The organism is Kitasatospora sp. NPDC057965 (assembly GCF_042887135.1).
GTDB lineage: Bacteria > Actinomycetota > Actinomycetes > Streptomycetales > Streptomycetaceae > Kitasatospora.
In genome coordinates this window covers 439,127-455,857 of sequence record NZ_JBHVPZ010000001.1, presented here as the reverse complement: position 1 = coordinate 455,857, position 16,731 = coordinate 439,127, and the positions used below count along the sequence as shown (strand labels likewise).

General features: G+C 76.7%; 13 protein-coding genes. 7 read left to right on the top strand and 6 right to left on the bottom strand.

What is annotated here, in order from left to right:
• Positions 1 to 27 precede the first annotated feature (27 nt).
• Positions 28 to 975, bottom strand: coding sequence for a polysaccharide deacetylase family protein (locus tag ACFVVU_RS01875; protein ID WP_380715470.1), 948 nt, complete (start codon positions 973 to 975; stop codon positions 28 to 30).
• Between the two features lie 217 nt (positions 976 to 1,192).
• Here ACFVVU_RS01875 and ACFVVU_RS01870 point away from each other — a divergent pair, with 217 nt between their 5' ends.
• Both ACFVVU_RS01870 and ACFVVU_RS01865 read left to right on the top strand, forming a co-directional pair.
• Positions 1,193 to 1,726, top strand: a complete 534-nt coding sequence (locus ACFVVU_RS01870; RefSeq protein WP_380686525.1) for a GNAT family N-acetyltransferase — start codon at positions 1,193 to 1,195, stop codon at positions 1,724 to 1,726.
• Complete coding sequence (locus ACFVVU_RS01865; RefSeq protein ID WP_387787697.1) at positions 1,713 to 2,237, top strand: 2'-5' RNA ligase family protein; 525 nt, start codon at positions 1,713 to 1,715, stop codon at positions 2,235 to 2,237. The genes ACFVVU_RS01870 and ACFVVU_RS01865 overlap by 14 nt, the downstream gene beginning before the upstream one ends.
• Before the next feature lie 231 nt (positions 2,238 to 2,468).
• Here the strand turns inward: ACFVVU_RS01865 and ACFVVU_RS01860 are convergent, their stop codons facing one another.
• Complete coding sequence (locus tag ACFVVU_RS01860) at positions 2,469 to 5,831, bottom strand: hypothetical protein (protein WP_387787695.1); 3,363 nt, start codon at positions 5,829 to 5,831, stop codon at positions 2,469 to 2,471.
• A gap of 289 nt (positions 5,832 to 6,120) precedes the next feature.
• Positions 6,121 to 7,014 carry a carbohydrate kinase gene (locus tag ACFVVU_RS01855; protein ID WP_387787692.1) on the bottom strand — a complete coding sequence of 298 codons (894 nt, stop codon included), beginning with the start codon at positions 7,012 to 7,014 and terminating at the stop codon, positions 6,121 to 6,123.
• A 367-nt stretch (positions 7,015 to 7,381) separates the two neighbouring features.
• On the opposite strand from ACFVVU_RS01855, the gene ACFVVU_RS01850 reads away from it, so the two are divergent.
• The 4 genes from ACFVVU_RS01850 (at position 7,382) to ACFVVU_RS01835 (ending at position 11,091) form a co-directional block, all read left to right on the top strand.
• The gene (locus ACFVVU_RS01850; protein ID WP_387787689.1) at positions 7,382 to 8,881 is read left to right on the top strand and encodes a M1 family metallopeptidase; all 1,500 of its coding nucleotides are present in this window, start codon (positions 7,382 to 7,384) and stop codon (positions 8,879 to 8,881) included.
• Positions 8,882 to 9,359: 478 nt separating this feature from the next.
• Positions 9,360 to 9,881: a SigE family RNA polymerase sigma factor gene (locus tag ACFVVU_RS01845; protein ID WP_387787686.1), complete on the top strand. Its 522-nt coding sequence runs from the start codon at positions 9,360 to 9,362 to the stop codon at positions 9,879 to 9,881.
• Positions 9,868 to 10,740 carry a hypothetical protein gene (locus ACFVVU_RS01840; protein WP_387787684.1) on the top strand — a complete coding sequence of 291 codons (873 nt, stop codon included), beginning with the start codon at positions 9,868 to 9,870 and terminating at the stop codon, positions 10,738 to 10,740. Before ACFVVU_RS01845 ends, ACFVVU_RS01840 begins: the two co-directional genes overlap by 14 nt.
• 102 nt (positions 10,741 to 10,842) lie before the next feature.
• A complete protein-coding gene (locus ACFVVU_RS01835) occupies positions 10,843 to 11,091 on the top strand; it encodes a hypothetical protein (protein ID WP_380689298.1) in 249 nt (82 codons plus the stop codon).
• 27 nt (positions 11,092 to 11,118) lie between these two features.
• Here ACFVVU_RS01835 and ACFVVU_RS01830 read toward each other — a convergent pair whose 3' ends face one another.
• The 3 genes from ACFVVU_RS01830 to ACFVVU_RS01820 all read right to left on the bottom strand — a co-directional run bounded on the left by ACFVVU_RS01830 (position 11,119) and on the right by ACFVVU_RS01820 (position 14,722).
• On the bottom strand, positions 11,119 to 12,792 hold the full coding sequence (locus tag ACFVVU_RS01830; RefSeq protein WP_387787682.1) for a sigma-70 family RNA polymerase sigma factor: 1,674 nt from the start codon (positions 12,790 to 12,792) through the stop codon (positions 11,119 to 11,121).
• Between the two features lie 186 nt (positions 12,793 to 12,978).
• Positions 12,979 to 13,863: a CAP domain-containing protein gene (locus ACFVVU_RS01825; protein ID WP_387787679.1), complete on the bottom strand. Its 885-nt coding sequence runs from the start codon at positions 13,861 to 13,863 to the stop codon at positions 12,979 to 12,981.
• A 349-nt stretch (positions 13,864 to 14,212) separates the two neighbouring features.
• A complete protein-coding gene (locus tag ACFVVU_RS01820) occupies positions 14,213 to 14,722 on the bottom strand; it encodes a GNAT family N-acetyltransferase (RefSeq protein ID WP_380690410.1) in 510 nt (169 codons plus the stop codon).
• A gap of 273 nt (positions 14,723 to 14,995) precedes the next feature.
• On the opposite strand from ACFVVU_RS01820, the gene ACFVVU_RS01815 reads away from it, so the two are divergent.
• Complete coding sequence (locus ACFVVU_RS01815; protein ID WP_387787677.1) at positions 14,996 to 16,543, top strand: ATP-dependent DNA ligase; 1,548 nt, start codon at positions 14,996 to 14,998, stop codon at positions 16,541 to 16,543.
• Positions 16,544 to 16,731 lie beyond the last annotated feature (188 nt).

Genomic DNA, 16,731 nt, shown 5'->3' with positions numbered 1-16,731 from the left:
CGTCCGCCGTTCCAGCGGCCGACCGCGCTACAGGTAGTCGTCGAGCCGGGCCAGCGCGAAGCCCTGCGCCGTCACCTCGTCGACCACCTTGCGCAGCAGGTCGGGCATGGTGCCGTTCCACAGGTCGGTGCCGCGGAAGTGGGTGAGGATGATGTCGCCCGGGTGGAGCCGCTGGTCCTCGTAGCGATACTCCATGTGGTCCGGGAACGCCTCCTCGTTCCACAGCGGCACCGCCTGGACGCCGCAGGAACCGGCCGCCCGCAGGGTGTCCTCGTTGTACTCGCCGTACGGCGGGCGGAACAGCCGCGGGCGGGCGCCGATCTGCTCCTCCAGCTGGTCCTGCTGGCGGCAGATCTCCTCGCGCTGGGTGCCGTAGTCGAGCACCTTGAGGTTGCGGTGGTTGATGGTGTGGTTGTTCACCGCGTCGCCCTGGGCGGCCAGCCGACGGAAGTAGCCGTAGTCGGAGCGGGCCAGGTAGTCCGCGACGAAGGTGGACAGCGGGACGCCCAGTTCGGCGGCCATCCGGCTGAACTCGGGGTCCTTCTCGGCGCCGTCGTCGACGGTCAGGAAGACGATCCGCTCGTCGGTGGGCACCCGGTAGACCACCGGCGGCAGGCCCTCCGCGAGCTTCACCCCCTGGGTGGCGAACAGCGCCGGGCGGCTCGCCGGGGGCGGCGGGACGGGCAGCGGTGGCCGTGCCAGACCCCACCGCGCGGCGGTCTCCAGCGCCGTCCTGGCGGCCCGCGCCTTGCGGGCCACGGCCTCGCCGCCGGCCTCCTCCTCGGCGCGGGCCGGGCCCGGCAGCACCAGCGGCGCCGCGGCCGCGCGCGACCCGCCCCCGTCCGCCGACGTGCCCTCCGGGTTCGCCGCCGCGCTCGTTGCGGTGCCCGCGGCCGTGCTCGTCGGCGCGCTCGCCGCGGCCCGCTCGGCCGACGGCGGCGCGCCGCACCCCGCGACCGCGGCGGCCAGGCACACCGCCGCGACCAGCCCGTTCCGCCCCCGCCGAGCCCGCCGAGCCGCCGATCCCCCACCAGTACGACTATCTGATGGTCTATCCATAGCCCCACTGCTCCCCCGCCACGCCGACCACCCAATCCCCCCGTCACCCACCCGGCCCACCAGGACGAGGGCGATCGAGAGGATGATCGAAAAGGGCTCGCAACGGTGTCGGCGCGCGACCGATAATGCGCGCATGACGATCAGCACGCAGCGCAACACCACCGAACTCTGGGCGATCGCGCCCGCCGATGTCGGGTCCACCGAGGCCCTGGCGCTGCTGCGGGACTACTACACCGACGTCGCCAACAGCTACTACCGGCTGCACCTCGGGCGGGACGGCACCCCCGAGGAGATCGAGACCGGCCTCGCCGGCTCCCCCAGCGACGACCTCGCCCCGCCCACCGGGGTCTTCCTGCTCGGCCGCTACGCCGACGAGCCCGCCGCCTGCGCCGGACTGCGCGTCGTCGACGCCACGACCGTCGAACTGACCCGGGTCTACGTCCGGCCGGTCCGACGCGGCACCGGCGGCGGCGCCCGGCTGATGGCCGCCGTCGACGAGGCGGCGCGGGCGCTCGGCGCCGAGCGGATCGTCCTGGACACCCGGCTCGACCTGGTGGAGGCCCGCACCCTGTACGCCCGCCACGGCTACCAGGAGATCCCCGCCTACACCGACCGCCCGTACGCCGAGATCTGGTACGCCAAGGACCTCACCCGTGCAGACCGTTGAGCTGCTCTGCGACCCGCCGCTGGACCGCGCCGTGCGCGCGGTCTGGCGGCAGCTCGCCGACGGTGGCGTCGACAGCCTCGCCCACAACCCGCACCCCGGCCACCGCCCCCACCTCACCCTGGCCGCCTGCGCCCGGATGCCCGCCGGGGCCGTCGAGCGGCTCGACGAACTCCTCGCGGACGCCCTGCCGCTGACCGTCCGCCTGACCGGCCTGCTCTCCTTCGCCGCCCGCAGCCGCCGCCGGGTGCTCGGCTGGTCGGTCGTCCCGACCCTCGAGCTGCTGCAGCTGCACCACCGGGTCTGGCAGGCCCTGGAACACGCCGAGGGCCCCGACCCCCACTACGTCCCCGGCCGCTGGTCCCCCCACCTCGGCCTCACCCGCCGCCTCCCTCCGGAGGACGTCACCCTCGCCCACACCCTCCTCGGCCGCCACCCCGACCTCACCGGCACCTTCGACACGGCCCGCACCTTCGACTCCGACACCCAGCAGACCCGCCCCCTGGCCGCCTGACCCGCTCGGCCCACGAGTCAGCAGCCGGGGCCGACCGGTGCGGACGCTCTCAGGGCGAGCACCGCGATCCGCGGCTCGGCGTCGCAGGTCCGCCGGTCGAGCCCCGGTGTGTGCGCAAGGCGGCACGAGCACGGCGGGATCAGCTTCACGGATGATCTCTCCTCCGCGGTCCCGCCTTCCGTCCCGCACCACGCACACCGGATGCGGCGCACCCGGCGGCCCGGCGACAGGTCACTCCCGGTGGATGACGGCAGCGACGGCGCGTTCCCGCACGTCCGGCGAAGGATGGCGGCGCAGCTCGCGCAGCAGGGCCCGCCACTCCCGGGGCCAGCCGAGGCGGTCGCCGAACGCCTCGGTCAGCGCGGTCGCGAACAGTCCGGCGGCCGCAGCGGTGTCGCCGGTGCGGCGGGCGGTGCGCACCAGCGCGTCGAGTGTCCCGGGCGGCGGCAGCGGGCCCGAGGCGTGCTCTCGCTGCAGCGCCAGGGCGGTCAACGCGGCCGCCGCGGGCCGGTCACGGTGAGCTTCTTCGAGCGCGCCGAGTGCGTCCGCCAGCGCCTGCGGCCCGGCCGCGGGGTCCACCAGCCGGCGCAGCGCCGCCGCTCTGATGTCCGCGAGGTCGGGTTCGGCCGCGAGCAGGTCGGCGGTGCCGGCGAGCAGGGGCCGGTGACGGTCGTCGGCCGGGAGATCGGCGAGGTGAGCCAGCCTCCGGCGGGCCGGCAGGTCCCGGTCGTCCCCGGCGTGCGGATCGTCCGTCCGCGCGGCGGCGAGTTCGGCGAGGGTGCGGTGCAGAAGGCTGCCGGGGGCGGTGCCGCCGACCGGGTGGGGAAGTCCGGAGGCTGCGAGCGTGCGGACGGCCCCCGCGGCCGCACGCCAGCTGCCGCGGTTCGCAAGGTCGGTGACGGCCTGCCGGGCCACGTCCGCGGTCCGCGGGGCCCAGGCGGCCCATCGCGGCAGCACGGCGAGGGCGGGCACGGCGACTTCCGGGTCCGGGGCTGCGGCGACCGAGGCCACCAGGTGGGCGTAGCGGGCCCGGTGGGTCTCGGGAAGGCACCCCGGGTCCGCCCGCAGTACGGCGCGGCGCACGGCCGGCGGGCCCTGCCCGGCGGCCTCGGCGAGCAGGTCCCAGACCGGTTCGGCGTCCAGCAGACCGGCCGCGAAGGCCACCGCTGCGGCGCGCACGTCCTCGTGCTGGCCTTCGGCGCGGTACGCGGCGACGAGCAGGTCGGCGGCGGACCGCGGCGGAAGGTGCTCGGCGGCCAGCCGCACGGCTTCCTTGCGGCTGGTCACCTTGGCGCCCCGGGCCCGGGACAGCAGCCCGCCGAGTCGCTCGGCGAGCTCGCCCGGCAGGGCGGACCGGGCGGCCCGGGCGGCCGCGTACACCGCGACCCGGGCGCGGTCGCCGCCCGCGTGGGCCAGCAGGTCGCCCAGCGCGTCGGCGGGCCGGTCCGTCCGGGCCAGCGCGGCGAGCGCCGCCTCGGCGAGCACCACCTCGTCCGAGTCCAGTTGGGCTCGGACGACCGCTTCGCCGTACTGCGGGATCGCGGCGGCGGCGTGGACAGCCGCGGCGCGCGCGTGCAGCGGCAGGGTGGGATCGTTCGCAGCCGCGGCGGCCAGGCCGGCGGCGGCCCGCCATTGGCCCGGCGTCCAGCGGCTCGCCGACCGGGTGGGTGGCAGGGTTGCCCGCTTCGACCGTCCGAGGAACCGCCCGTACGGCGGAACGGGGTCGAGCAAGGGGTCGAGCAGATCGGTGCGCAGCTCGACCAGCACGTTCCGGACCGGGGGCAGGACGGCGGCGGAGGGCTCGATCTCCAGGATCTCGGCCACCCGGGAACCGCGGGTGCGCGGGTCGTCCAGCCACAGGGCGGCGGCCGTACCGAACGCGCCGTCCGGCCCGAACCGGAGGGCGTGCAGGAGGAGTTCCTGGAGTTCCGGGATGCCACGGGCCCGTCGGCCGAACGAGCGGGCCAGGGTGAACAGGAGCCAGTGGTCCGCGGTGTCGGCCATGGTGTCCAACCACGGCCGCAAGGTCGCGAACACGGCGTGTTCCTGACCCCGCCGCAGCCGGTGCTCCAGCGGGCCGAGTTCGATCGTGCCGGTCTGCCCGGCGATCCGCCGCAGGCTCCGCAGCGCCCACTCGACCAGCTCGGCTCCACCGGCGAGGGCGTGCTCGCGCAGAACCTCGGTGACCAGCCGTTGCAGGGCGGCGCGGGTGGCGTGCGAGCAGTCACGGGCGTTGATCGCATCCTCGACGGCGCCGTCGAGGAGGGGCACCGCCGCCCGGGTCAGCAGCCGGGCGGGCACCCGGGCGAGCGAGGTCAGCGCCGCGCTGCGCACCGGGTCCTGCTCGTTGCGCAGCCGCGGCAGCAGGCCGAGCGCGTCCTGGACGGCGGCCCGGTCGCCGGAAGCGGCCGCGTTGGCGAACAGGGCCGTCCACGCGGCGGCCCGGTCGCCGGCATCCGGGCGGGAGAGTGCGGCCCGCAGTGCCGGCTGGGCCTCCTCGGTGGGCAGGTAGGCCGACGCGGCGGCTGTCCGGGGCCAGGGGCTGCCCTCCGCGCGGCGTGCGGCGACCTGCCGCCGGGCCTCGGCATGGCGGCGGGCGTGCGGGAACAGCGGCAACAGCAGGGGAAGGTCGCCCTCCCTCGGAAGGGCCCCGGCGTACACGAGGTCGAGGAAGGTGTCGCGTCGACCCGGCGGCAGGGCGCGCAGCAGGGCGGCGAAGCAGCGCGGGGCTGCCAGCCAGTGGCGGCCGAGGGCGGGGAGCGAGGGCGGGTCGGCGCGCACCAGCCGTCGCAGCGTGCCGTTGGTGGGCGGTGTGGTGCAGGGCCCGACCGTGCCGCGCCGCGGGTCGGCGAGGAGGCGGACGGTGCGTTCGGCATCCGTGGCGGCCAGCGGGGGAAGCTGGTCGCGGCGCAGCGGGAGGTCCGGGCCGAAACGCTCCATCAGGTCGAGGACCCGTTCGGGGCGGGCGCGTGTGGTGGCGCCGAGGGCGTCGGCCAGGGCGGGCCACTGCCCCAGCCGCAGCGTCTCGGGGTGCTCGGCGAGGACCCGCTCCAGGTGGTCCAGGACCTCGTCCGGGAAACGTGCGGCGAGCGTGGCGAGCGGGGAGGCGTGCGCGAGGTCGGGCAGGGTCCGGCCGACGAACGCGGGGCCGCAGGCGGAGAGCAGCCGGGCGGCCTCGGTGTCGCCCCATTCGGCGCGCAGGCTCGCCACCAGCCGCTCGGCGAGCCGGTGGCGGCGGCCGTGCCGGACGGCCCGGGCCAGCTGTCGGCGCAGGGTGCAGGAGGCGCCGGCGAACGCCGCCTCGATCGCCTCGTCCGTGATCGCCGGGGTGCGGGCGGCTCGCAGGGCGTACCCGCGGACCACCGGGTCGGGGTCGGTCAGCCGCTCGGTGAGGTGGTCGGTGGCGCCACCCGCCGACGCGGCGAACGCGGCCAGCCGCCGGCCGTACACGCCGCGGCGTTCCAGATCGGCGAGAAGCTCCGGGAGACGGCCGTCGGTGGCCAGTTCCCGGGCCCTGCGGGCGACCAGCCGTTGACGCTCCGGGTGGGAGAGCGGGTCGACGTCGGCGAGCAACTGATCGGTTTCCTGCGGCATGCGGTCATTGTGGCCGGGTGCGGCAGGGGTGTCCCCTGAATTTTCTGCCGCGGCAACAAGCCCGCCCCGCAGGTACGGGGCGCTCCGGCCCGACGGCGCCGGACGGTCGGCTCTCCCCCGTTCCCCCTGCGGGTGGGAGCCTCGGCGGGTTGCTCCGCCGAGGTGAGCGTGGCGATGGTGATCGTGGCCGCTTCGCGATGGGCCCGGTGGGGATCGGAGCGTGGGCTGTGGTGATCGTCCGAACATGTGACGTCACCGGCCGCAAACCCGGCCGCCGGCCGGCGGTGGGCTATCCGCGCAGGGCTGCGGCGAGTTCGACGGTGTCGGGTGGGGTGGCTCCGGGGCGGGTGACGGTGAGGGTGGCCGCGGTGGTGGCGCGGGTGAGGGCGGTGGGGAGGTCGGCGCCGGTGCGGCGGGCGTGCAGGAGGGCGGCCGTGAAGGCGTCGCCGGCGCCGACGGTGTCGGCGACCCGGACCGCGCGGGCGGCGGCCTCGATGTGGCGGCCGTCGGCGGTGAGCGCGAAGGCGCCGGCCGGGCCGCGGGTGACCGCGACGGTGGCCGGGCCGAGGCCGAGCCAGTGCCGGGCGGCCTCCTCCGGGGTGCGGTCGGGGTAGAGCCAGGCGAGGTCCTCGTCGCTGGCCTTGACCAGGTCGCTGAGCCCCACGCAGCGTTCGACCCGGCGGACGGCCTCGGTGTGCTCGCCCATCAGCGCGGGCCGCACGTTCGGGTCGTAGCTGACGGTGGCCCGGCCGTGCCACCGCTCGACCAGCGCGAGCACGGCCGCCGCGCCGGGCGGGGTCACGGCCGCGATCGAGCCGATGTGCAGGTGCCCCGGTGGGACGGGGAGGTCACCGGCCGGGAGGGTCCAGCCGATGTCGAAGGTGTAGTGCGCCCGGCCCTCGGCGTCCAGCCGCACCACCGCCGACGGGGTGCGCGGGCCGGTGCCGGCGGCGGACGGCTCGCGCAGCAGGGTCACCCCGGCCGACTCCAGGTGGGCGCGGATCAGCCGGCCGTAGGGGTCGTCGGCGAGCTCGGTGAGCAGCCCGACCGGCTCCCCCAGCCGGGCCAGCCCGTACGCGACGTTGGCCGGGCTGCCGCCCGGGTGGACGGTGTCGGGCGCGCCGTCGGTGCGGACGACGTCGGCGACGCACTCTCCGATCACCACGAAGTGCGGGCTGGTCACGGGGCTTGCTCCTGCCGGTCCGGTGGGCCGGCGGGGCTGCGGTGGGCCGGCGCGGCTGCCAAGCCTACGAGGTGGCGGGCGCGGCGGGAACGGCGTGCGGGCACGAGTACGGCCGCCGGTCCTGGCCAGGCGCTCCGGCGGCCGTGGCCCCGCCCGTCAGGGGGCGGAGCTCTTCGACGATATGACACTGCGCAGCCGCTCGGCTACCGAAGTGCTCCATCCGGGCGACGCCGCGTGTCGCATCGATTGTCGGAGCCCTCTGCTACGGTCCGTGCCCAGTAGATCGCTCATCGGAACCGGGGCCCGCTCCGGTGCCGGGAGCGGGTCCGTTCGACAGGAGAGCTTCGACACGAGAGAGGTGATCGCCTTGTCCTGGCACCGTTCCGTCCTCACCGCCGCGCTCGCGCTGGCCGTGCTCCCGCTCGGGCCGACCCCGGCGGCCGGCGTGCCGGCCGCGGGCACCGGGGACCCCGTGTTCCCCGCGCTCGGCACCACCGCCTACGACGCGCTCGCCTACGACCTCGCGTTCGACTACCGGCCCGCCGACCGCAAGGTCGACGGGACCACCGTGCTGACCGCCCGCGTGCTGAAGCGGTCGGCGGGCCTGGAGCTGGACGCGCTCGGCCTGGACGTGCACGCGGTACGGGTCGACGGCCGCCCGGCCGGGTTCCGGGCGCACGAGGAGAAGCTGACCGTGCTGCCGACCCGGCCGGTGCGGGCGGGCACCGTGTTGCGGGTGGAGGTCGAGTACACCGCCGACCCGCGCGCCGCGCTGCCGCACACCGGGTGGGTGGTGACTCCGGACGGCTTCGCGGTGGCCGGGCAGCCGGACGGCGCGCACACCGTCTTCCCGTGCAACGACCGGCCGGGCGACAAGGCCCGCTTCACCATCGCCGTCACCGCGCCCGACGAGCTGTACGGCGCGGCCGGCGGCCTGCTCACCGCCACCGAGCCGCACCCCGACGGCACGACCACCCGGCGCTACGTCTCGCAGGAGCCGATGGCGACCGAGCTGGTCCAGGCCTCGGTGGGCCGCTACACGGTCCGCGAGCGCCGGGGCCCGGACGGCCTGCCGCTGCGCGACGTCGTGCCCACCGCGCGGGCCGCCGACCTGGAACCGGCCCTCGCCCTGACGCCCGGCCAGCTGGCCTGGGCCGAGCAGCACCTCGGGCGGTTCCCGTTCGAGACGTACGGGCTGCTGCCCGTCGACACCGACGATCCCGCGGCGTTCGACTTCACCGGGCTGGAGACGCAGACGCTGACGCTCTACAAGCCGGACTTCCTGCGCCGGGCGGAGCCGTTGATCGGCTCGCACATGATGCACGAGCTGGTGCACTCCTGGTTCGGCAACAGCGTCACCCCGGGCAGCTGGGCCGACCTCTGGCTGAACGAGGGCCATGCCGACTTCTACGGGCTGATGTACCGCTACGAGCGCGGCTGGCCGGACTCCGGCGGCTTCACCACCCTCACCGACCGGATGCGCGCCGTCTACGCCCGGGGCGACCAGTGGCGCCACGACTCCGGTCCGGTGGCGGCGCCGACCGCCGCGACGCTGTTCGACAGCCAGCGCTACACCGGGGGCGCCCTGGTGCTGTTCGCCCTGCGGGAGCGGGTCGGGCCGGAGGTGTTCGACCGGATCGAACAGGCCTTCCTGCGGCGCCACCGCCATGGCACCGCCACCACCGCCGACTTCCTGCGCACGGCCGACGAGGTGTCCGGGCAGCCGCTGAGCGCCTTCCTCCACCCGTGGCTCTACGGCGAGCGGACTCCGCCGATGCCCGGTCACCCCGACTGGACGGTGGACCAGGTGGATCCCGGCGTCGCCCGGGAGGCGGGAGGTGTGCCGCACGGGCCGGGGACGCTCTGAACGGTCGGGAGGCGGCGACGTGGCGTGGCGGCGGGCGGCGTGGGGCGGGCGGACCGCCCGGTCGGGCGCGCCCTGCCGGTGCCCCCGGGCGCCCTTCGCGCGCCCTTGGCGGGCCGTGGTGGGGGGCGGATCGTGGTGGCCACGGCCCGCCCGCCGCCCGGCCGAGTCCCGGCCGGCTCGCGGGCCGTCCAGCGTCCGCGGCCGGCCGCCCCCGCCCTGCCGCGCGACGCCCTGCCCCCCGCGACGCTCTGCCCCGCCGCCCCGGCACCCCCGCGGAGCCCCGGCCGGACCCTCCGGCACAGGAGGCCGGAAAACCGGACCGCCGAGCGGGGCAACCCGGAGCGGACCCCAACGCGTTCAGCAGCCGTGAGAACGACAGCGAGGACCCGGCGGCCACGGCCGACCGGCAGGACCGCCGCCGACGTGGCGGTGCGGGTGACGGAAACGGTGGCGGGAACGGCATGGCGGGGGCAGCGGGATGAGGAACGCGACACCGGACTTCGAGGAGTTCGTCGCCGCCCGCAGCCCCCGGCTGCTCCGGATGGCCTGGTTGCTGACCGGCGACCCGCACCTGGCCGAGGACCTGTTGCAGACGGCGCTCGCCAAGGTGTGGCCGCGCTGGGAGCAGATCTCCATCGACCGGCCCGAGGCGTACGTGCGCCGGGTGCTGGTGAACTCGCACGTCTCGTGGTGGCGCCGCCGCTGGCACGGGGAGCTGCCGCACGAGCAGCTGCCCGAGCCGCCGTCGGCCGCGGACCCGTTCGACGACGTGGTGATGGGCCAGGTGGTGGCGGCCGCCGTCCGGGCGCTGCCGCCCCGGCAGCGGGCGGTGGTGGTGCTGCGCTTCTTCGAGGACCTCAGCGTGGAGGACACCGCCGAGGCGCTGGGCTGCACCACGGGCACCGTCAAGAGCCAGACGCATCGCGCCCTGCAGGCGCTGCGCGGTCGATTGCCCGCCCGGGAGCTGCTCATGGACGGGGGTCGTCGTGACGGATCCTGAGTTCACCGCTGCGGGCGCCGGGGACCAGGAGACGGCGGAGGACCGCGAGGTGGCGGACGAGCTGCGGGTCCTGCTCCAGCTGGCCGCCCCCCAGCTGCCCTCCCCCGAGGACCGGTTGGAGCGCGTGCTGGCCCGGGTGCTCCGGACCCGCCGTCGCCGTCGCCGCGCCGCCCTCGCGGGCGGACTGGCCGTCGGGCTGACCGTCGCCGTGCTGGCCGCGGCCCCCGCCCTGGCGCCCGGCCCGCCGGCCACCGCGCTCGGCCCGGCCGTTTCAGCCCCGCCCTCCGGCGCATCCCCGAGCGCCTCGCCGGACAGCGGGTCCGGGGCCGCCGACCAGAGGACGGTCCGCTTCGGCGTGCTGGACGACATCGCCGTCGACGTTCCGGAGGGCTGGTACGACCTCACGGTGCTGCCCGCCCCCGACCATCCGGCGCCCGTCGGCTACCTCGCCTCCCAGCAGCTGTCCGACGAGCCCGGCTGCCCGATCCGCGCCGGCCTGCAGGAGTCGGTGTGCGTCGCCGCGGGGGGGCTGTCCGACGACGGCGTGGTGCTCGCACTCCGACTGGTGCGCGATCCGGGCGCCGTCGGCAAGTACGAGGGCGAGGAACTGCTGCACTCCGCGTCGAACGACAAGGAGTGCATGGCGATGGGCGGCACCCAGCAGGTGCTCGGGTTCCGGAGGCTCGTCCTGGGCGGGCGGCCCGAGGTCGTCCAGCTGACGGGCTGTCTGCGCCGTCCGTCGAAGGAGACGCTCACGACGCTGGACAGGATGGCCGCCTCGATCCGCCCGGCCGGACAGGCTTCGGACGGCCCGCTCACCCCGGCCACCCCGCTCACGCCGTCCGGCCGGACGAAGTGAGCGTCCGCGAGCGGTGACCGTGGGGGCGCGCCGCCGACCCCGGCGCGCCCCTGGTCCACGGCCGGGCCGTGACCCGGGTGGCGGAGCGTCGTTGGAGGGGGCATGAAGAAGCGCAGCATGCTCGCCGTCGCCTCGCTCGCCGTCGGCGTCGTGGCCTCCCTGACCGCCCCCAGCGCCCACGCCGCCGGCCTCGTCGGCCAGGGCGACCTGACCGGACCGCTGCAGAGCGGGCCGCTCGCCTCGGTGCCGGACGCCCTGCCGGGGCAGGTCGGGGACGCCACCGGGGTGGTCGGCCAGACCACCGGCCACGTCACGGGCGAGGCGCCGGGGCTGGTCGGCCTGCCGGTCTGACCCGGCGGACGCGCCTCGGTACGACGCTCAGCCGAGCGGGGTGCCGAGGTCCTGGGTCCAGTACGGGCCGCCGGGGCCGGTGGCCACGCCGATGCCGACGTCCTTGAACGCGCAGTCCAGCATGTTCGACTGGTGGATGCCGCCGTCCATCCAGCGGGAGAAGACCACGGCCGGGGTGCTCGGTCCCCGGTCGAGGTTCTCGCCCCACTGCGACCAGCGGTAGCCGGCCGCGGTCAGCCGGGTGTCCGTCCGGCTGCCGTCGGGGGCGACGTGGTCGAAGAAGTTGCGGGCGGCCATGTCCTCGGAGTGCTTCTGGGCGGCGGCGCGCAGCTTCGGGTCGATCCGCAGCGGGGCGCAGCCGCGCCGGGCCCGCTCGGCGTTGACCAGGTCGACCAGCTGGCGCTCCGGATTGGCCGGGACGGCCGGGGCCGTGCTCGGCCGGGCACTGCTCGCGCTCGCGGTGGGCGTGAGCGCCGGACCGGTCGGCGCCGGCGGTGGATCCGCCGGGGCGGGTACGGCAGTGGCCGACGGGGGCGTACTCGGGCTCGGCGCGGCGGGTGCCGGGGGCGGCGGCGCCGGGGCCGACGGGGTTGACGCGGTCCGGTCCGGGGCGTCCAGGGCGGCGGCCGGGGTGGTCGTCTCCGGGGCGGGGTCGCCCGGACCGGAGTACTGGGGCCAGACCATCGCGAGCGTCGCCGCCGCGAGCACGGCCGCCGTCCCGCCCGCCAGCACGGTCTTCCGGCGGGCGTACCCGGCCCAGCCGCCGGTTCCTCCGGCCGGGTCGGCGGGCGGTGGGCCGGGCGGCGTGCCCCCCGCGGTGCCCCCCGTACCCGCCGCGTCGGCGGGGCCCGAGGTCCCGCCGCCCTCCGCGCCAGTCCCGCCCGTGGCACCCGCCGCGCCCGTCGCCTGGAAGACCAGCCCGTGCGGGCCGCCCAGCGGCACCGGGACCAGCGCCAGCCCGGCCAGCAGCCCCTCCGCCGGGACGAGGTCGCGCCCCAGCCCGTCGCAGGCGGCGCAGTCGCGGATGTGCCGGGCTGTTCGCTTGCGCCAGACGGAGTTCGGCGTGCCGTCCCAGCCCGCCGTCAGCTCGGCGAGTTCCGGGCAGCGCGGGTAGGCGGACAGCGCGCGGACCACCACCCGGCCGGCCTCCAGTTGCTTCTTCATCCGCTGGACGCGCACGGCGGCGTGCTGCGGCGTCAGGTCGAGCGCCTCGGCGAGTTCGGCCCGGGTGAGCTCACCGCCCGCCTCCAGCCACCAGAGGGCGAGCAGTTCCCGGTCGTCCGGGTCCAGCCAGCGGGTGGCCTCGGCGACCTCCCGGCGCTGGCCGGAGAGGCCGAGCCGGAGGATGGTCAGGTCGGTGAAGTCCGCTCGCGGGTCGGCCAGCTCCCAGCTCTCGTCCAGGCCGCCGACGGCGGCCTGTTGCTGACCGGTCGAGCGACTGCGGACCTGGTTCATGGTGATCGCGACCAGCCAGGACCGGAACGCCTCCGGGTCGCGCAGGCCCGCCAGGCCGTCCAGGGCCCGGATCATGGTCTCCTGGGCGACGTCGTCCACGTCGGCGTGGCCGTTCAGCGCCCGGCCGGCGACGTTGTAGACCAGCGGGAACCAGGCGGCGACCAGCGCCTCGCGCGCCTGCGGGTCGCCCGCCTGGGCCGCGAGCACCAGGGTCGTCCCGGTCCTGCTCTGCACGTCTACGTTCATGGGTCCGCACTCCGTCTTGCTGTCGTCCGTCCGCCGCTGCCTCCTCGGAGACTTCTGGGGAGTGCTCAGATAACAACAATTCACGCTGATACGGAAAATCGGAGGCCCGCCGCCGTCCGGCGGCCCCGGACGGCGGCGGGAGGACGAGCCCGGACGGGCGGCGAGGAGACGGGCCCGGACGGGCGGTCAGGACGGCGCGGCGAAGACCTGCGTCCACCACGGGCCGCCCGAGCCGGTCCGGACGCCGACGCCTATCTGCTTGAAGGAGCAGTTGAGGATGTTGGCGCGGTGACCCGGGCTGTTCATCCAGGACTCCATCACCGCCGCCGGATCCTTCTGGCCGCGCGCGATGTTCTCGCCCCAGGTGCTCCAGCGGTAGCCGGCCGCCTCGATGCGGTGGTCGGCGTGGTAGCCCTCGGGGCTGGCGTGGTCGAAGAAGTTCCGGTCGGCCATGTCGTCGCTGTGCACCTGGGCGGCGGTGGTCAGCCGGGCGTCGACGGTGAGCGGTCCGCAGCCGACCTGCGAGCGCTGGACGTTGACCAGGTCCACCACCTGCTGGGCGAAGGAGCCGTTGGACGAGCCGCCGGGCTTGGTGGTGGCGCTCGGACGCGGGGCGGTCGCGGAGGGCTTGGCACCGACGGCCGCGGTCGCGGTCGGGGTGGCAGGGGCGTCGGCGGTGGCGGGGGCCGACGCCGGAGCGCTCGGCCGCTGCGGGTCGGTGGCCCCGCCGGTGGCGGGCTCGGCGCCGGCGGGTGCCGTGCTCGCGGCCGGGGTGTGCGGCGCGGCGAAGGCGGTACCGGGCCCGCCGGAAGCGGCCCGGCCCGGGGTGGTGGCCGCCGGGGCGGCAGACGTCACGGGGCTCGTGGGTGAGGTCCCGGCCGTCGGGGCCTGGTCGGTCGCGACCGGGGCCGCCTCCGGGGCGGCGGCGCCCGCCCCGGGTACCTGGATGCCGTTCCGGTCGCCGGCCTCCGCGGCGACCAGGGGCTCGTGGGCAACGGCCCGGACGGCGGTGTCGGTCCCCTCCTCGCCCCGGTACACCGCGTACCCGGCTCCGGTCAGTGCGGCGATCACGCCCGTCCCTGCCACGGTCGCGACCACGGCCACCACCGGTCCGACCCCGCCGCGGCGGCGCCGTCGGCCGTGGCCGCTTCGCCGTTCCGCCGCGCGCCGCGCGGAACGCCCACCGGGGCCGGGACGCCCGGTCGCGGGGAGGATGGTGGTCCGGTCTTCGCTGTTCACCTGCGCACGCTTCCTGTGTTCGGGTCCGTCGGGTCCGGCGGGAGGGTCCGCCGGACGGGTGCCGACACAGGGGAGACCGCCTGCGGATCACCGAATAACGGAAAAGTGCGAACTGATTTCCGAACAGGACGGCGGAACAGCAGGACGGCGCGGGACGGGGTGACGCAGCGGCGCAGCGCCGTCAGGCGTCGGCCGGGGGCATGTCGTAGGTGACGAACCGGGTGCGCGTGGCGACCTGGTCGTACTTGCTGCGCGCGCGGTAGTTGTCCTCCGAGGTGATCCAGCGGACGGCGTTCCAGCCGCGCTCGGCGGCGATCTCGCGCAGCCGGGCGAGCAGCAGGTCGACCGCCCCGCCGCCCCGCGCCCCGGGGGCGACGAACAGGTCGTCGAGGAAGCCGGCGACCGCGCCGTGCAGCGGGCGCACGAAGGGCCGGTAGTGGGCGAGACCGACCGGGGTGCCGTCGGCGTCGCGAACCAGCAGGCCGTCCAGCTCGTGGGCCGGGTCGGTGAGCCACGACCAGACCAGCTCGGCCTTCTCGTCGGGGATCGGCACCCCGTAGAAGGCGCAGTAGCCGCGGAACAGCTCGCGCCAGGCGGCGAAGTCGGCGTCGGCCGGCGCGTCGACGCTCCAGTGGGTGGCAGCAGCCGGGTCAGTGACGTCCGGCTCGGTGGCGGTGGTGTCCGAGGTCATGCGGGGCTCCCCTGGGTGGGTGGCGGGTGGGCTGGGATGCGCGCCAGCATGACGGCCCGTCCGCTCGGGCACCGATCGACAGCGTGGCCAAGTGCGCCGCACCGCCACGCCAATCCGTCGGCTGGACCGGCCGCGGCCGACCCGACGGTGGGCGGCCGCGGCCGCCCCTGCCTCCCGCCGCCCGCCGCGCGTCGGCGGCCCGGATCGCCGATCCTGGACCCCCGGCCCGCGATGCCCCCGCCCCGGGACCCCGCCCTCCCGAGGAGGCCCGCGATGCTGCTCCGCGGCCTGGCCCTGACCTCCCGCGCCGTGGCGGCCGAGCCCGGCCGCCGGGCCAAGACCGGGCTGCTCGCCGACTGCCTGCGCGCGCTCGGCCCGGACGAGGCACCGTCGGCGGTCGCGCTGCTGTCCGGCGAGTCGCAGCGGCTGCGCACCGGCCTCGGCCCCGCCGCCCTGCGCGACCTCCCGCCACCCGCCGCCGAACCCGGGCTGGGCGTGCGGGAGACGGAACGGGCGCTGGAGGCGATCGCCGCCGTGCACGGCGCGGGCGCCCGCGCGGAGCGGCACCGTCTGCTGACCGGGCTGTTCGAGCGGGCCACCGACGCGGAGCAGGCGTTCCTGCGCGCCGTCCTGCTCGGCGATCTGCGCCAGGGCGCGCTGGACGCGGTGGTCGCGGACGCCCTCGCGCAGGCCGCCGGGGTCCCGGCGGCGGCGGTGCGCCGGGCGCTGATGTTCCGCGGCTCGGCCCGGGCGGTCGCCGAGGCCGCGCTGACCGGCGGGCGGCCGGCGCTGGACGCGTTCCGCCTGGAGGTCGGCCGGCCGGTGCGGCCGATGCTGGCAGCCTCGGCGCCGGACGTCGGTGCGGCGCTGGAGCGGTTCGCCGGGCCGGTGGCACTGGAGTGGAAGCTGGACGGCATCCGCGTGCAGGTGCACCGGGACGGGCGGGACGTCGGCGTCTTCACCCGGTCGCTGGACGACATCACCGCCAGGGTGCCCGAAGTGGTGGAGGCCGCGCTGGCGCTGCCGGTGCGCGCGGCGGTGCTGGACGGCGAGGCCCTCGCACTCGGACCGGACGGCCGGCCGCGGCCCTTCCAGGAGACCGCCGCCCGCACCGCGGCCCGCCGGGACCCGGAGCGGCTGCGCGCCGAGGTCCCGCTCGGCGCGTACTTCTTCGACCTGCTGCACCGGGACGGCGAGGACCTGGTGGACCACCCGGGGCGGGAGCGCTGGGCCGCGCTCGCCGGGGCGGTCCCGGCCGGGCTGCGGGTGGCGCACACCGAGACCGGGGACCCCGCCGGGGCGCTCGCCTTCTTCGAGCAGGCCCTCGCGCACGGCCACGAAGGGGTGCTGGTGAAGGACCCGGCGGCCGGCTACCGGGCCGGGCGGCGCGGCGCCGGCTGGGTCAAGGTCAAACCGCGGCACACCCTGGACCTGGTGGTCCTGGCCGCCGAGTGGGGCAGCGGACGGCGCCGGGGCTTCCTCAGCAATCTGCACTTGGGCGCGCGGGCGGGCGGCGAGCCGGGGCTGGGCCCGTGGGTGATGCTCGGCAAGACCTTCAAGGGGCTCACCGACGAGACGCTCGCCTGGCAGACCGGGGAGCTGCTGGCCCGCGAGGTCGAGCGGGACGCCTGGACCGTCCGGGTACGGCCCGAGCTGGTCGTCGAGATCGCCTTCGACGGCGTCCAGCGCAGCCCGCGCTACCCGGCGGGGCTGGCGCTGCGGTTCGCCCGGGTGGTGCGCTACCGGGGCGACAAGAGCGCGGCGGAGGCCGACACCGTCGCCACCGTCCGGGAGATCGCCGCCGCGGAGGGCCTCGGCTGAGCGCCGCCCGGACCCATCGGCACTTACCCGGAACAACCAACTGATGGCAGATCAAACTCCGTTTTTGGCAAACCAGTTCACGACCGGAGGCATATCGGCCATTCTCCGCGAAGTGGCCGTCCACTCTTCGTGTGCGACGGGAGCCGGGGTTAGCTTGGCCGTGACAGCGGAGGGCGACCCGGCCCGGG

Coding starts and splice junctions, on each gene's coding strand:
- ACFVVU_RS01830 (WP_387787682.1), bottom strand. CDS start 12,792: ATGAACGTAGACGTGCAGAGCAGGACCGGGACGACCCTGGTGCTCGCG.
- ACFVVU_RS01860 (WP_387787695.1), bottom strand. CDS start 5,831: ATGCCGCAGGAAACCGATCAGTTGCTCGCCGACGTCGACCCGCTCTCC.
- ACFVVU_RS01820 (WP_380690410.1), bottom strand. CDS start 14,722: ATGACCTCGGACACCACCGCCACCGAGCCGGACGTCACTGACCCGGCT.
- ACFVVU_RS01815 (WP_387787677.1), top strand. CDS start 14,996: ATGCTGCTCCGCGGCCTGGCCCTGACCTCCCGCGCCGTGGCGGCCGAG.
- ACFVVU_RS01845 (WP_387787686.1), top strand. CDS start 9,360: ATGAGGAACGCGACACCGGACTTCGAGGAGTTCGTCGCCGCCCGCAGC.
- ACFVVU_RS01835 (WP_380689298.1), top strand. CDS start 10,843: ATGAAGAAGCGCAGCATGCTCGCCGTCGCCTCGCTCGCCGTCGGCGTC.
- ACFVVU_RS01870 (WP_380686525.1), top strand. CDS start 1,193: ATGACGATCAGCACGCAGCGCAACACCACCGAACTCTGGGCGATCGCG.